This is a genomic window from Micromonospora sp. CPCC 205554 (assembly GCF_036902745.1).
Taxonomy (GTDB): Bacteria; Actinomycetota; Actinomycetes; order Mycobacteriales; family Micromonosporaceae; genus Micromonospora; species Micromonospora tulbaghiae.
In genome coordinates this window covers 24641-39647 of the sequence record NZ_JBAKHP010000017.1, presented here as the reverse complement: position 1 = coordinate 39647, position 15007 = coordinate 24641, and the positions used below count along the sequence as shown (strand labels likewise).

11 protein-coding genes are annotated in these 15007 nt (G+C 73.5%); 3 read left to right on the top strand and 8 right to left on the bottom strand.

The window, feature by feature from the left end; translation table 11 throughout:
* Positions 1 to 79: 79 nt before the first annotated feature.
* The 7 genes from mraY to mraZ form a co-directional block, all read right to left on the bottom strand.
* Complete coding sequence (gene mraY / locus V6U82_RS20445; protein ID WP_047893347.1) at positions 80 to 1207, bottom strand: phospho-N-acetylmuramoyl-pentapeptide-transferase; 1128 nt, start codon at positions 1205 to 1207, stop codon at positions 80 to 82.
* On the bottom strand, positions 1204 to 2613 hold the full coding sequence (locus V6U82_RS20440) for a UDP-N-acetylmuramoyl-tripeptide--D-alanyl-D-alanine ligase (RefSeq protein ID WP_334463544.1): 1410 nt from the start codon (positions 2611 to 2613) through the stop codon (positions 1204 to 1206). The genes mraY and V6U82_RS20440 overlap by 4 nt, the downstream gene beginning before the upstream one ends.
* Positions 2610 to 4172, bottom strand: coding sequence for a UDP-N-acetylmuramoyl-L-alanyl-D-glutamate--2,6-diaminopimelate ligase (locus V6U82_RS20435; RefSeq protein ID WP_334463541.1), 1563 nt, complete (start codon positions 4170 to 4172; stop codon positions 2610 to 2612). Before V6U82_RS20435 ends, V6U82_RS20440 begins: the two co-directional genes overlap by 4 nt.
* 52 nt (positions 4173 to 4224) lie before the next feature.
* Positions 4225 to 6441, bottom strand: coding sequence for a peptidoglycan D,D-transpeptidase FtsI family protein (locus tag V6U82_RS20430; RefSeq protein ID WP_334463538.1), 2217 nt, complete (start codon positions 6439 to 6441; stop codon positions 4225 to 4227).
* A gap of 3 nt (positions 6442 to 6444) precedes the next feature.
* Complete coding sequence (locus tag V6U82_RS20425) at positions 6445 to 7026, bottom strand: hypothetical protein (protein WP_334463535.1); 582 nt, start codon at positions 7024 to 7026, stop codon at positions 6445 to 6447.
* Positions 7023 to 8132 carry a 16S rRNA (cytosine(1402)-N(4))-methyltransferase RsmH gene (gene rsmH, locus V6U82_RS20420; RefSeq protein ID WP_114921323.1) on the bottom strand — a complete coding sequence of 370 codons (1110 nt, stop codon included), beginning with the start codon at positions 8130 to 8132 and terminating at the stop codon, positions 7023 to 7025. Before rsmH ends, V6U82_RS20425 begins: the two co-directional genes overlap by 4 nt.
* Positions 8133 to 8336: 204 nt before the next feature.
* The gene (mraZ, locus tag V6U82_RS20415; RefSeq protein WP_013287610.1) at positions 8337 to 8768 is read right to left on the bottom strand and encodes a division/cell wall cluster transcriptional repressor MraZ; all 432 of its coding nucleotides are present in this window, start codon (positions 8766 to 8768) and stop codon (positions 8337 to 8339) included.
* A gap of 355 nt (positions 8769 to 9123) precedes the next feature.
* On the opposite strand from mraZ, the gene V6U82_RS20410 reads away from it, so the two are divergent.
* Genes V6U82_RS20410 through V6U82_RS20400 form a run of 3 tightly spaced genes read left to right on the top strand, consistent with a single transcriptional unit; the run spans position 9124 to position 11796 of the window.
* Complete coding sequence (locus V6U82_RS20410; RefSeq protein WP_128138608.1) at positions 9124 to 10371, top strand: MurT ligase domain-containing protein; 1248 nt, start codon at positions 9124 to 9126, stop codon at positions 10369 to 10371.
* Positions 10361 to 11083, top strand: a complete 723-nt coding sequence (locus tag V6U82_RS20405) for a type 1 glutamine amidotransferase (protein ID WP_091331119.1) — start codon at positions 10361 to 10363, stop codon at positions 11081 to 11083. Before V6U82_RS20410 ends, V6U82_RS20405 begins: the two co-directional genes overlap by 11 nt.
* Positions 11080 to 11796 carry a TVP38/TMEM64 family protein gene (locus V6U82_RS20400; RefSeq protein WP_334463530.1) on the top strand — a complete coding sequence of 239 codons (717 nt, stop codon included), beginning with the start codon at positions 11080 to 11082 and terminating at the stop codon, positions 11794 to 11796. Before V6U82_RS20405 ends, V6U82_RS20400 begins: the two co-directional genes overlap by 4 nt.
* A 45-nt stretch (positions 11797 to 11841) precedes the next feature.
* On the opposite strand, the gene leuS is transcribed toward V6U82_RS20400, so the two are convergent.
* Positions 11842 to 14682 (bottom strand): leucine--tRNA ligase, encoded by a 2841-nt coding sequence (gene leuS, locus V6U82_RS20395; RefSeq protein ID WP_334463527.1) that lies wholly within the window; start codon positions 14680 to 14682, stop codon positions 11842 to 11844.
* Between the last annotated feature and the right edge of the window lie 325 nt (positions 14683 to 15007).

The window sequence follows — 15007 nt, the reverse complement described above, 5'->3', positions numbered from 1 at the left end:
CGCCCGGTCGGCGTGTCGGAACGTGAGACGGCGGGGCCCCGGTGACAATCGGGAGCCCCGCCGTGACGCGGTGGTGCGGTCAGCTCACCGCGGCGAGGAACTCGCTGTAGAACAGGCCCAGCGCGATGGCCACGCCGATACCGGCGATGATCCAGAACCGGACCACGATGTTGACCTCGCTCCAGCCCGCAAGCTCGAAGTGGTGCTGCAGCGGCGACATCCGGAACACCCGCTTGCCGGTGGTGCGGAAGGAGATGATCTGGATGACCACCGACATCGTGATGATCACGAAAAGGCCGCCCAGGATCGGCAGCAGCAGGATGGTGCGCGTGGACATCGCCATGCCGGCGATCAGGCCGCCCAGCCCGAGCGCGCCGGTGTCGCCCATGAAGATCCGCGCCGGGGACGTGTTCCACCACAGGAAGCCGACGCAGGCACCGGCCGCCGCGCCGGCGATCAGCGCGATCTCCAGCGGGTCGCGCACGGTGTAGCAGTACGACTCGGTGTAGTTCGGGTCGGCGCACCAGTGGCGGTACTGCCAGAACGCGATCAGCGCGTACGCCGCCAGCACCATCACCGAGGCGCCGGTGGCCAGGCCGTCCAGACCGTCGGTGAGGTTGACGCCGTTGGTGGCCGCCATGACCACCATGATGATGACGATCACCGCGCCGACCTTGCCGATCTCCAGCGCCGGGATGTCCCGGATGAAGCTCAGCGTGGTGCTGCCCACCGTCTCGGTGTTCGTCGCGTTGCCGCCGGCGTCGGTCATGCTCGACGGGAAGTAGACGGCCACCGCGCCGAACACGGCACCGACCAGGATCTGCCCGGCCAGCTTGCCCCGCTTGTTGAGGCCGCCGCTGTGCCGCTTGCGGACCTTCAGGAAGTCGTCGATGAAGCCGACCGCGCCGGAGAACACCATCAGCCCCAGCAGCACCAGCGCCGTGATGGTCGGCTCGACCTGGGCGATCTGCGCGTCCGGCAGCGTGGTCAGGGCCAGGTGCCCGGCGACGTACGCGATGACCGTGGCCAGGATGAAGACCACGCCGCCCATCGTCGGCGTGCCCTTCTTGCCCTCGTTGCTGGCGAGCCCGAGGTTCGATCGGATCGGCTGGCCGGCCTTCAGCCGGGCGAACACCTTGATCGCGATCGGGGTGCAGAACAGCGAGATCAGGAACGCGACCCCGATGGCGACGATGACCGCCCTCATGCGGCGCCGCCCTCCGTCGCACCCTCACGGGCGTCCGCGCGCAGCGCGTCGGCCACCTCCCAGGTCCGGTACCGGGAGCCCTTCACCAGCACCACGTCTCCCGGACGCAGCTCGCTCCGCAGCACCTCGACGGCCGCCGCCTGATCGGTGAGCAGCACCGACTCTCCTCCCCAATTACCTACCGCTGTCGCGCCCTCGTGGATCGGCGCCGCCGGCTCGCCCACCACGAGCAGCCGGTCCACTCCCAGTTCGGCCGCGAGCCGGCCGACCTGCTGATGCCCCTGGAGTTCGAAGTCACCCAGCTCGGCCATGTAGCCGAGCACCGCGACGGTACGCCCGTCGCCGCGCATGCTGGCCAACGCCCGCAGCGCCACGCCGGTGGAGGCCGGGTTGGCGTTGTACGAGTCGTCGATCACGGTCACCCCGTCGGGACGCTCGAAGACGTCCATCCGGCGGGTGGAGACCAGGCCCAGCTCGTTCAGCGCCGCCGCCAGGTCCGGCAGCGGCAGGCCCAGCTCCCGGCCGACAGCCGCGGCGGCGAGCGAGTTGGAGACCTGGTGCCGGCCGGTCAGCCCGAGCCGCACCGGCGCGCTGCCCTCCGGGGTGACCAGGGTGTACGAGGGCCGCCCCCGGCCGTCGAGCGTCACGTCCACGGCGCGCACGTCGGCGCGCTCCGACTCGCCGTAGCGCACCACCCGGGCCCGGGTACGCGACGCCATCGCGTCGACCCGCGGGTCGTCGGCGTTGAGCACCGCCAGCCCGTCGTCGGGCAGCGCCTCGACCAGCTCGCCCTTGGCGAGCGCGATGGTCTCCACCGAGCCGAACTCGCCCAGGTGCGCCACGCCCACGTTGAGCACCACGGAGATCCGCGGCGGCACCACGTCGCACAGGTAGCGGACGTGCCCGACCCCGCGGGCGCCCTTCTCCATCACCAGGTAGCGGGTCTCCGGCGTGGCCTGCAACGCGGTGTACGGGTGCCCCAGCTCGTTGTTGAACGAGCCGGGCGGCGCCACCGTCGGGCCGAGCCGCACCGCGAGCTGGGCGATCAGGTCCTTGGTGGTGGTCTTGCCGGACGAGCCGGTCAGCCCGATCACGGTCAGTCCGGGCAGCCGGTCCACCACCGCGCGGGCCAGCCGGCCCATCGCGTCGAGCGCGTCGCCGACGAGCACCATCGGCACGCCCGGCACCTCCCGGGTGCCGAGCACCGCGACCGCGCCGGCGGAGATCGCGCCGGCCGCGTAGTCGTGGCCGTCCACCCGCTCGCCGGGGAAGGCGACGAACAGCCCGCCCGGGTTCACCTTGCGGGAGTCGAACTCGACGGTGCCGGTGACCCGGGCGTCCGGGTCGGCGCCGGCCAGCCGGCCGTCGACGGCGGCGGCCACCTCGGCCAGCGTCAGCGGGATCACCGCTGACCCACCAGGTCGCCGAAGCGGGCGCGCAGCGCCGCCGCCAGCTCCACCCGGTCGTCGAACGGCAGCACCTCGCCGCCGATCTCCTGGCCGCGTTCCTGGCCCTTGCCCAGCACCGCCACCACGTCACCCGGTTCGGCCACCCGGACCGCCTCCTCGATCGCCGCCCGCCGCCCGGGCACCTCGATGACGCGGGCCGGGGTCGCGGCGGCGTACGCGCCGGCCAGCACCTCGGCCCGGATCGCGGCCGGATCCTCGGTCCGCGGGTTGTCGTCGGTCACCAGCACCACGTCGGCGCCGCGCGCGGCCACGCCGCCCATCACCGGCCGCTTGCCCCGGTCCCGGTCGCCACCGGCGCCCAGCACGCAGATCAGCCGGCCCTCGGTCAGGCCGCGCAGCGCGGTGAGCACCGCCTCGATCGCGTTGGCCTTGTGCGCGTAGTCGACCACCCCGCGTACCGGCGCGTCGCCGCTGACCAGTTCCAGCCGGCCGGGTACGCCGCCGCAGGCGGCCACGCCGCGCGCCGCGGTCTCCGCGTCCACTCCGGCGGCGACCAGCAGCGCCACCGCCAGCAGCGCGTTCGCGACGTTGTGTCGGCCGGGCAGCGCCACGCCGGTGGGCAGCGCCAGACCGTCCGGCCCGTGCAGCGTGAAGCGCTGCGCGTAGCCCTCACCGTCGATCCCGTCGGCCCACCAGGTCGCGTCCGGGTCGCCGGCCGCCGAGTAGGTGACGGTGCCCGGCTTGTGCAGCGGGCGCAGCGCCGGGTCGTCGTGGTTGAGCACCTCGACCTTGCAGCGGCCGTCGAACAGCTTGGCCTTGGCCGCGAAGTAGTCCGCCTCGTCGGCGTGGAAGTCCAGGTGGTCGGAGCCGAAGTTGGTGTAGCCGCCGACGTCGAACCGGACGCCGCCGACCCGGCCCATGGCGAGGGCGTGGCTGGACACCTCCATGACCACGGTGTCCACCCCGTGCTCGCGGGCCACCGCGAGCATGGCGTGCAGGTCGGTGGCCTCCGGGGTGGTCCGGACGCTGTCGATCACCAGGTCGCCGAGCCGGGTCTCCACGGTGCCGATCAGCCCGGTGACGTGCCCGGCGGCGCGCAGCCCCGACTCGACCAGGTAGCTGGTGGAGGTCTTGCCGGCGGTGCCGGTCACCCCGATCACGGTCAGGCCGGCGGTCGGGTCGCCGTAGACGGTCGCGGCCACCTCGCCGAGCGCGTCGCGCGGGTCGTCGACGACGAGCACGGGCAGGCCGGTCCCGGCGGCGAGCGCCGCGCCCGCCGGGTCGGTCAGCAGGGCCACCGCGCCCGCCTCGGCGGCGGCGGCGGCGAACTCCGCGCCGTGGCGCCGGGCGCCGGGCAGGGCGGCGTACAGGTCGCCGGGGCGTACCTCCTGGGAGGCGTGGGTCACGCCGGTGACGGCCGATTCGGCGGCCTCCTCCGGCGGGGTCGCCGCCACGCGGGCGGCGAGGTCGCCGAGCCGTACGGGGCGCACGGTTGTGGGACGTGGATTGCCGGGCACGGCGTCAGACCCTACCCGGTCGTCCGGTTCCGACCGCACAGCCGCCCCGGTGGTTCGTCGCCACTCACCGATGATGTCCCGCCGCCCCCGCTCAGCGCGGAAAGACCTCGAACTTCGGGGACTTGTTGGTCAGCGACGGCGGCACCCGGTAGTGGCGGAGAGTGAAGCCCATCATCTCCCGGAACGCGGGCGCGGCGACCGCGCCGCCCTCGCCGCCGGGGCTCCACACGAACACCGCCACCACGTACCGGGGGTTCTCCGCCGGGGCCATGCCGATGAACGAGCCGACCGGCCCGGGCTGCTCCTTGCCGTTCTCGTAGCGCAGCCCGGTGCCGGTCTTGCCGGCGACGCGGTAGCCGGGCACCGCGGCGGCCAGCCCGGTGGCCTGGCCGTCCGGGCCGTCGACCGTGGTGACCGCCTCCATCATCCGGCGCAGCGCCGCCGCGTTGTCGGGGCTGAGCACCGAGCGGGTGGTGGGGGCGGCGGCGGGGCTGCGCTCGCCGTCCGCGCCGATGGTCTCCTTGACCAGGTGCGGCTGCACGTACGTGCCGTTGTTGGCGATGGTGGCGTACGCGGCGGCCATCTGCAGCGGCGTGGCGTCCACGCTGTGCCCGATCGGCACCGACCCGTACGCCGAGCCGCTCCACTGGTCCGGCGGGAGCAGCCGCCCGGCCGCCTCGCCCGGCATGCCCTCGCCCGTCACCTGACCCAGCCCGAACCGCTTCTGGTAGTCGAAGAGCCGGTCCTTGCCCAGCTTCTCGGCGATCTCGATGGTGCCGACGTTCGACGAGAACGCGAGCATGCCGGGGATGCTCATGGTGCGGCCGCCGGCCGGGTGGGTGTCGCGGAAGGTGACACCGCCCCGGACGATCGTGTCGGAGACCGGGAACTTGGTGTCCGGCGTGATCACGCCCTCCTGGAGCGCCGCGCCGTACGTGATCGCCTTGTGGATCGAGCCCGGGTCGACCACGAACGTGGTGGCCGCGTCGTCCCGGTCCGCCGGGGAACCGACCTTGGTGGGGTTCGCCGCGTCGTACGTCGGCTGGCTGGCCTGCGCCAGCACCTCGCCGCTCGGCACCTCGATGATCACCGCGGCGCCGACGCTGCCCTTCACCTTGGCCGTCTGCTTGGCCAGGATCCGCTGCGTCATGAACTGGAGGTCCCGGTCGACGGTGAGCTTCAGCGAACTGCCCGGCTGCGGCTGGGTGGTGCGGCTGTAGCCGCCCGGGATGGGCGCGGCCAGGTCACCGAGGCCCACCTCGTAGGTCCGTTTGCCGGCCTGCCCGCGCAGCACGTCGTCGTACTTGGCCTCCAGTCCCTCCAGGCCGTTCATGTCCTGGCTGACGAAGCCGATCAGGTTGGCGGCCAGGTCGCCGCCGGGCACCTCGCGCCGCTCGTCCCGGTGCACGTTGATGCCGGCCAGGTCGAGCGCCATGATCCGCTTGGCGGTCGCGATCTCCACGCCGCGGGCCAGGTAGACGAACTGCAACGGGGTGTCGGTGCCGGGCAGGGTGCGCTTGCGCATCTTCTCGGCCAGGTCCGACACGGGCACGCCGAGCAGCGGGGAGAGCAGTCGCGCGGTGGCGAACCGGTCCTTGACCCGGGTCGGGTCGGCGAACACGTACCGGGCCTCGACGCTGTGCGCCAGCGGCTCGCCGCTGCGGTCGAGGATCGCCCCGCGCGGGGCCGGCAGCTCGACCACGGCGAGCCGGTTGGGCAGGCCGCCGTCGGCGTACGCCGGGGTGTCCACGGTCTGGAGGTAGACCAGCCGCACGCCGATGCTGGCGAACAACGCCAGCGCCAGCACGGTGCCGAGCCGCAGCCGCCGGCGCGGGTCGCCGAGTCGCGGCGGCCGGCGCGGTTTGCGTACCGGCCGGCGGGGCTGGGCGGCGGCCGGTCGGCGCGGCTGGGACCGGCGGCGCGGCGGCGGCGCGTCCTCGTCGTCGTCGAACGGTTCCCGCACCGGCCGGGACGAGACGGTCCGCACCACGCCGGCCCGGCCGCCCGCGGCGGTGGACCGGCGGCCCGACCGGGCGCCGTCGGTCGCGGGCTCGCGCGTGCCGGCCCGCCCGGCCCGGCCGCCGTCGAGCACCTGCAGCGCGGGCCGGAACGGGTCGCCGGACCGGTTGCTGCGGGGGGTACGCCGTTGCTCGGCGCCGCCGCCCTCGCGCACGGTCCGCCCGCGCGGGGTGTACGCGCGGGCGTCGGAGATCCCGCCGAGGCCCGCCTCGCGCGGCTCCGACCCCCGCGACGAGCCGCGCCGGGAGCCCGTGGCGTCCCGGCGCGGATCATCCGATCTCGGCGGCATGGCTCAGCCTCCGTTGCCCTGCTGGCTGGTGACCGACGGGGCGCCCTGCGCGGGGTGCGGCACCCCGATGGTCTGCCCGTCCGGCAGCCGGATGTAGGCCGGGTCCTCGGACTCGACCAGGCCCAGCTTGCGGGCGTTGGCGGTCAGGTTGCCGGGCGCCTTCTGCTTCGCGATCTCCTTCTTCAGCTCCTGCTCGTCCACGTCCAGCTTGGCCTGCTGCTGCTGGAGCTTCTCCAGCTTGAACGCGTTCTCGTTGATCTTGGTGTTGACCGCCAGGATGCCCAGCACCCCACCGACCACCAGCACCAGGATCAGCGCGACGAACGGAGCCCGGGGCACCCGGATCGGCGCCGGCGGGGCGACCCGCAGGCGCGGCGCCGGCGTGCCGGTGACCCGGGTACGCTCGGCCGGCCGCAGAGCGGCGCTGCCCTGCGTCGGGAACTCGCGCGCCCCCCGGGCACGAGTCGCCTCCCGGCGGTCGGTCGCCGTCATGTCCCGCGTGGTGCGCTGCGCCGCGGTCCGGCCCCCCGACCGCGGTGCGCGCTGCCCGACGGCTCCCCGGCCGTCGCGCTTCTCGACGTTCATGTCCCCTCCCCCTCCTCGTCCGTCCCGTTCGCGTCCCCCGGGGCCGACGCGGGGTCCTTGCCGGACCCCGGTGACCCCGTCCCCGGTTGGTGCATCGCCTTCACCCGGCGGCGGTACCGTTCGCGGTCGGTACGCCCCTGCCGGGCCGCCTCCGGGTCGAGCCGTTCCGCGGCCCGCAGCCGCACCGAGGCGGCACGCGGGTTCGCGGCCACCTCCGCCTCCCCGGGCAGCTCGGCGCCCCGGCTCAACAGCCGGAACGTCGGGCCCGACCCGGGCAGCTCGACCGGGAGGTCGACCGGGCCCTTACTGCGGACCCGGTCGGCGAGCGCCTGCTTGGTGAGCCGGTCCTCCAGCGAGTGGTAGGACAGGACCACCATGCGGCCGCCCACTGTGAGCTTGTCCAGAGCAGCCGGCAGCGCCGTCTCCAGCGCTGCCAGTTCTCTGTTTACCTCGATCCGTAAAGCCTGAAACGTTCTCTTTGCCGGGTGTCCGCCGGTTCGTCGGGCGGGTGCCGGAATCGCGTCCCGGACCAGCTCGGCCAGCCGGGCCGAGGACGTGATCCGGGCGCGCTCCCGTTCCCGGATGATCGCCGAGGCGATCTTCCCGGCGAACTTCTCCTCGCCGTACACCCGCAGCAGGCGGGCCAGGTCGGGGTGGGAGTAGGTGTTGACCACCTCCTCGGCGGTCACCCCCCGGGTCTGGTCCATCCGCATGTCCAGCGGCGCGTCCTGCGCGTACGCGAACCCGCGGTCGGGCGCGTCCAGTTGCAGGGACGAGACGCCGAGGTCGAACAGCACCCCGTCGATCGCCGGGTAACCGAGCCGGTCGAGCACCTCGGGCAGCTCGTCGTAGACGGCGTGCTCCAGGTGGATCCGGTCGGCGAACCGGGCCAGGCGGACCCGCGCGTGGGCGAGCGCCTCGGTGTCCCGGTCCAGGCCGATCAGCACCGTGTCCGGATGCGCCGAGAGCACCGCCTCGGCGTGCCCGGCCAGGCCGAGCGTGGCGTCGACGTGCACGGTGCGACCGGGCCGGCCCAGTGCGGGGGCCAGCAGCTCGAGACACCGCTCGAGCAGCACCGGCACGTGCGTGCCGCGTAGCTCCCCCATCTCGACCCCCACCCCGTTCGCCAACCGTTCCGTCACGTGTCCGTCGTCGCCACGACGCCTCGCCATACCGCCAGATCCCCATCCGCTCCCGCCCGCCGGAGGCCGCGGCCCTCCGTGTCGGATCGTGCGCCTGGCACCGGGGAAGGGGTGCCAGGAACTCGAAAGCGGCTGGAGATCTCGCAGTACGTCGGGCGCCGTCACGCCCTACAGACCGCCGGGCAGCACCCCCTCCTCGATGTCGGCGAAGTCGTCTTCGCTCTCCGCGAGGTAGGCCTCCCAGGCCGCCTTGTCCCAGATCTCCACCCGGGTGCTCGCTCCGATCACGACCAGATCCCGGTCCAGTGCCGCGTACGACCGCAGGTGGCCGGGTATGGTGACCCGCCCCTGCTTGTCCGGCACCTCGTCGTGCGCGCTGGCGAAGAAGACCCGGCTGTAGGCCCGGGCCGCCTTGCTCGTCATCGGCTGCGCGCGCAACTGGTCGGCGATCCGCTGGAACTCGGGCATCGGGAAGACGTAGAGGCAGCGCTCCTGCCCTTTGGTGATCACGACACCCCCCGCCAGTTCGTCCCGGAACTTCGCCGGCAGGATCAACCGGCCTTTGTCGTCCAGGCGCGGAGTGTGGGTGCCGAGGAACATCGGCCCAACCCCCTCGCCCTGAGCGGCGTTCGCGGCGCCGCTGACCCCCCGGGCCGGTGTGGCCCTCCCGGCCTCACCATCGCGCCCCACTCTACTCCACTTCCCTCCACCTGCAACCAGAATCGCCCGCGCGGCGTGGCGTTTCCGCGCGCAAAACCGCACGTCAACGCGGGTGGGGCGGAGTGGAGGGGGTGGGGCGCGCCCCACACCGTCCGCTACCCGACATCGACCGCCGCCGTCCGGCCCCGCGCGCTCCGGCCGTCCGCCGCGCCCTCCCCGGCCGAACGGTTCGCCGTCGGCGGCGATCTGGCGGAGGTGGTGGTCCGGTAACCTCGCTCGGGTGACGGACGCGAAGATGCCCTTGCGGGCAAAGGTGGCCAGCTCCGTGTCGCGCACCGCCGCGGCACTGTCGCGGGCCGCGGGCCGTGGCGACGGCTCGGTGATCGGCGGCTGGATCGGCCTCAAGATCGACCCGGACCTGCTCGCCCATCTCTCTGCCGGGCGCGCCATCGCCCTGGTGTCCGGCACCAACGGCAAGACCACCACCACCCGGCTCACCACCGCCGCGGTCGGCGTGCTGGGCCGGGTCGCCACCAACTCCTTCGGCGCGAACATGCCCACCGGCCACACCTCGGCGCTGGCCAAGGCCGGCAGCACGCCGTACGCGGTGCTGGAGGTGGACGAGCACTACCTCGCCCAGGTGCTGGAGGCGACCGAGCCGCACGTGGTGGCGCTGCTCAACCTCTCCCGCGACCAGCTCGACCGCGCCAAGGAGGTCGCCATGATGGCGCAGCTCTGGCGCGCCGCCCTGGTCCGGCACCCGCGCGTACGGGTGGTCGCCAACGCCGACGACCCGATGGTGGTGTGGGCCGCCTGCCCGCCGGCCGACCCGGCCCAGGGTCACGTGCCGCCGCACGTCACCTGGTTCAGCGCCGGGCAGCGCTGGCACGACGACTCCTGGGTCTGCCCCGAGTGCGGCTCCACCATCCAGCGCTCCGGCGAGCAGTGGTGGTGCACGGGCTGCCCGCTGCGCCGCCCCGAGCCGAACTGGACGGTCGAGGACGACGGCGTGCTCGACCCCACCGGCGCCTGGCACAAGATCCAGCTCCAGCTCCCCGGCAAGGTCAACCTCGGCAACGCGGCCACCGCCCTGGCCGTCGCCGCCGAGTTCGGCGTACGCCCGGTGGACGCGGTGTCCCGGCTCGGCACCGTCACCTCGGTGGCCGGCCGCTACGCCCAGGTGGACCGCGACGGGCGCAACATCCGGCTGCTGCTGGCGAAGAACCCGGCGAGCTGGCTGGAGGCGTTCGACATGGCCGACGTCGCGCCGACACTGCTGTCCATCAACGCCCGCGACCCCGACGGGCTGGACACCTCCTGGCTGTTCGACGTGGACTTCTCCCCGCTGACCGGCCGGCAGGTGCTGATCACCGGCGACCGGGCGTACGACCTGGCGGTGCGGCTGGAGGTCAACGGCGTGCCGTTCCAGCACGTCCGCAGCTTCGACGAGGCCGTCCGCGCCGTGCCGCCGGGCCGGCTGGAGGTCATCGCCAACTACACCGCCTTCCAGGACATCCGAGCGGAGCTGGACCGTGTCAACTGAGAGCCTGCGCATCGTCTGGATCTATCCCGACCTGCTGTCCACGTACGGCGACCGGGGCAACGCGCTGATCCTGGCCCGCCGGGCCCAGCTGCGCGGCATGCCGGTCGAGGTGCTGGAGGTCCGCTCCGACCAGCGGCTGCCCGCCACCGCCGACATCTACCTGCTCGGCGGCGGCGAGGACGGCCCGCAGGCGCTCGGCGCCCAGCGCCTGATCGCCGACGGCGGCCTGCACCGGGCGGTGGCCCAGGGTTCGGTGGTGTTCGGCGTCTGCGCCGGCTACCAGCTGCTCGGCACCTCCTTCTTCGCCAAGGGCACCCGCTGCGCCGGCCTGGAGCTGCTCGACCTCTCCTCCGACCGCGGCCCCACCCGGGCGGTGGGCGAGCTGGCCGGCGAGGTCGACCCGCGGCTGGGCATCCCGCACCTGTCCGGGTTCGAGAACCACGGCGGCCGCACCCACCTCGGCCCGGGCGTGTCACCGCTGGCCCGGGTCACCACCGGCGTCGGCAACGACGGTGCCACCGAGGGCGCGTGGCGGGGCAAGCTGCTCGGCACCTACTCGCACGGCCCGGCGCTGGCGCGCAACCCCGACCTGGCCGACCTGCTGCTGCGCTGGGCGACCGGCATCCACCAGCTCCCCCCGCTCGACGACACCTGGGCCGACCGCCTCCGCTCCGAGCGCCGCGCCGCGGTGGCCGCCGCCCCGAGGCCGTGACCGGCGCCGCCCGGCCCGGGCGGCGACCGGTGGCCCGCCGGCTCGCCGGGTTGCTGCGGCAGCCCTCGGCGCGCCGGTTCGGGCTGCTCCTGCTGCTGCTCGCCGGGTTCGGCGTGACGCTGCTGCTGGCGCCCCGGCCGGACCCGGCCGACCTGCCCCGGCTCGCCGACTCGCTGGGCGGCTACGGTCCGCCCGCGGCGGTGGTCGTCGGCGCGCTGCTGCTGGTGGCGCTGGTGCCGCGGACGTTCGTCACGCTGGCCGCGGGCGCGATCTTCGGTCCGGTGCAGGGCGCCGCGTACGCGCTCGGCGCGGCACTGCTGGCGGCGGCAATCGGTTTCACGGTGGGCCGGGCGCTGGGCCGCGACTTCGTCGCCGAGCGGGTACGCGGACGGCTGGCCCGCCTCGACGGCTGGTTCGCCCGGCAGAGCGTCTTCGGTGTGGTGACCGTCCGGCTGCTGCCGATCGCCGGGTTCGGGCTGGTCAGCTACGGCTACGGCACCACCGCCGCCCGGGTGCTGCCGTTCCTGGCCGGCAGCGTGATCGCCTCCGCCCCGACCGCCATCGGTTACGCGGCGATCGGCGCGGCCGTGACCACGCCCGGTTCGATCAACTGGTACGCGGCCGCGCCGGCCAGCCTCGGCCTGATCGCCAGCGTGCTGATCATCCACCGCTGGTGGCGGGCCGAACGGCGGCGCCGGTCCGAGCCGGCATGACCGGCGGTGGGCGTGTCCCCGATGTGGACACGCCCACCGGCCGGGTCAGGCGACGACCGAGACCATCCGGCCCTTCACCACGATCACCTTGCGCGGCTCCTTGCCGGCCAGTGCGCCGGCCACCGCCTCCAGCGCCACCGCGCGGACGGTCTCCTCGGTCGCGTCGGCCGGCACCTCGACCCGGCCCCGGACCTTGCCGTTGACCTGCACCGGGTACGTGACCGACTCGGCCACCAGCAGGGCCGCGTCGGCGACCGGGAAGTCCGCGTACGCCAGCGAGTCCTCGTGGCCCAGCTTGCGCCACAGCTCCTCGGCCATGTGCGGGGCGAACGGGGCGACCATCAGCACCAGCGGCTCGGCCACCTCGCGCGGTGTACGCGCCAGCCGGGTCAGGCCGTTGGTCAGCTCGATCAGCTTGGCGATGGCGGTGTTGAACCGGATCCCGTCCATGTCGGCGCGGACCCCGTCGATCGCCTTGTGCAGCAGCCGCCGGGTCGCCTCGTCGGCCGGCTCGTCGGTGATCCGCAGCTCACCGGTCTGCTCGTCGACGACGGTGCGCCAGACCCGCTGCAGGAACCGGTACGAGCCGACCACGGCCCGGGTGTCCCACGGGCGGGACACCTCCAGCGGGCCCATCGACATCTCGTACACCCGGAACGTGTCCGCGCCGTACGCCGCGCACATGTCGTCCGGGGTGACGACGTTCTTCAGCGACTTGCCCATCTTGCCGTACTCGCGCCGGACCTCGGTCTCGCCGTGGAACCAGCGGCCGTCGACCTCGACGACCTCCTCGGCGGGCACGTACGCGCCGCGCGGGTCGACGAACGCGTACGCCTGGATCATGCCCTGGTTGAACAGGCGGCGGAACGGCTCGAACGACGAGACGTGGCCCAGGTCGTACAGCACCTTGTGCCAGAAGCGGGCGTACAGCAGGTGCAGCACCGCGTGCTCGGCGCCGCCGACGTACAGGTCGGTTCCCCCGCAGTCGCCCGGACGCTGCGGCCCCATCCAGTACGCCTCGTTCGCCGGGTCGGCGAAGCGCTGCGAGTCGGTCGGGTCCAGGTAGCGCAGCTCGTACCAGCAGGAGCCGGCCCACTGCGGCATCACGTTGGTCTCACGGGTGTAGCGCTTGGGCCCGTCGCCCAGGTCCAGCTCCACCTCCACCCAGTCGCGCCGCCGCGACAGCGGGGTCTCCGGATCGCTGTCGGCGTCCTCCGGGTCGAACGTCTTCGGCGAGAAGTCCTCCACCTCGGGCAGCTCGACCGGCAGCATCGACTCGGGCAGCGCGATCGGCGCCCCGGTCTCGTCGTACACGATCGGGAACGGCTCGCCCCAGTAGCGCTGCCGGGAGAACAGCCAGTCGCGCAGCCGCCAGGTGACCGCGCCGGCGCCGTGCCCGTTGGCCTCCAGCCACTCGATGATGCGCGCCTTCGCGTCGGCCACGCCCAGGCCGTCCAGGTCGATGCCGCGATCCGGCGCGGCGCTGTTGATCGCCGGACCGTCCCCGGTGTACGCCTTGCCGTCGAAGCCCTCCGGCGGCTGTACGGTCCGTACGATCGGCAGCTCGAACACCTCGGCGAAGGCCCAGTCCCGCTCGTCCTGGGCGGGTACCGCCATGATCGCGCCGGTGCCGTACCCGGCCAGCACGTAGTCGGCGATGAAGATCGGGATCTGCCCGCCGGTCACCGGGTTGGTGGCGTAGGCGCCGACGAAGACGCCGGTCTTCTCCTTGCTGTCCGCCTGCCGCTCCACGTCCGTCTTGGCCGAGGCGGCCTTCCGGTACGCCTCGACGGCCTCACGCGGGCCGGCGTGCCCGCCGGTCCAGGCGTCCCGGGTGCCCTCCGGCCAGGCGGCCGGCGTCAGCACGTCGACCAGCTCGTGCTCGGGCGCCAGCACCATGTAGGTGGCGCCGAAGACGGTGTCCGGCCGGGTCGTGAACACCCGCACCGGGGCCGCGTCCGTCGGGAAGTCGATGTGCGCGCCGGTCGACCGGCCGATCCAGTTGCGCTGCTGCAGCTTGATCGGCTCGGGCCAGTCCAGTGTGTCCAGATCCTCCAGCAGCCGGTCCCCGTACGCGGTGATCCGCATCATCCACTGCTTCAGGTTGCGCTTGAAGACCGGGAAGTTGCCGCGCTCGGAGCGGCCGTCGGCGGTGACCTCCTCGTTGGCCACCACGGTGCCCAGGCCCGGGCACCAGTTCACCGGCGCCTCCGAGACGTACGCCAGCCGGTGGTCGTCGACGATCTTCCGCCGCTCCCCCACGGACAGCTCGGCCCACGGGCGCCCGTCGGGGGTGGCGCGGGTGCCGCCCTCGAACTCGGCGATCAGCTCGGCGATCGGCCGGGCCTTCTTCGCGTCCGCGTCGTACCAGGAGTTGAAGATCTGCAGGAAGATCCACTGGGTCCAGCGGTAGAAGTCGGTGTCGATGGTCGCCACCGAACGCCGCTCGTCGTGGCCCAGCCCCAGCCGGCGCAGCTGCGCCTTGAACCGCTCGATGTTGGCCTCGGTGGTGGTCCGGGGGTGGGTGCCGGTCTGCACCGCGTACTGCTCGGCGGGCAGGCCGAACGCGTCGAAGCCCATCGCGTGCAGCACGTTGCGCCCGGCCATCCGCTGGTAGCGGGCGTAGCAGTCGGTGCCGATGTAGCCCAGCGGGTGGCCGACGTGCAGGCCGGCGCCGGACGGGTACGGGAACATGTCCAGCACGTACAGCTTCTCGGCGCCCGCGCGCGGGTGGCCGGGGTCGGCCAGCGGACCGGCCGGGTTCGGCGCCTGGAAGGTGCCCTCCCGCGCCCAGGTGTCCTGCCAGCGGTGCTCGATCTCGTCGGCCAGGGCGGCGGTGTACCGGAACGGGGGGATGTCGGTCGCCGGTGCGGCTGCCTCACTCATGGCGTCTCCTCGGCGCGGATCGATTCGAAAAAAATTGTGGGCGGTCTGCTGCGGGCACAAAAAAGCCCCTCGCGCAGGAGGGGCGGCCGTGCTGTCGCGCGTTCAGCGCATCAACACGGCTCGGTAAGAAGCAGGAAGAACCCGGCCATGCAGGCAGTGTACCTCGCACCCCTCGGCGGCGGCGCGCCCGTTCCACCCCCGGCGGCCGGTCCCCCGGTCCGGCGAATATTCCGGGCGTAACCGACCGACCACCTGCGGGAGTCGGCAGTAACGACAAACATGGTTAGCCTGAGAGGCCAGTGAGATTACTGCGGCAGACGTGGCT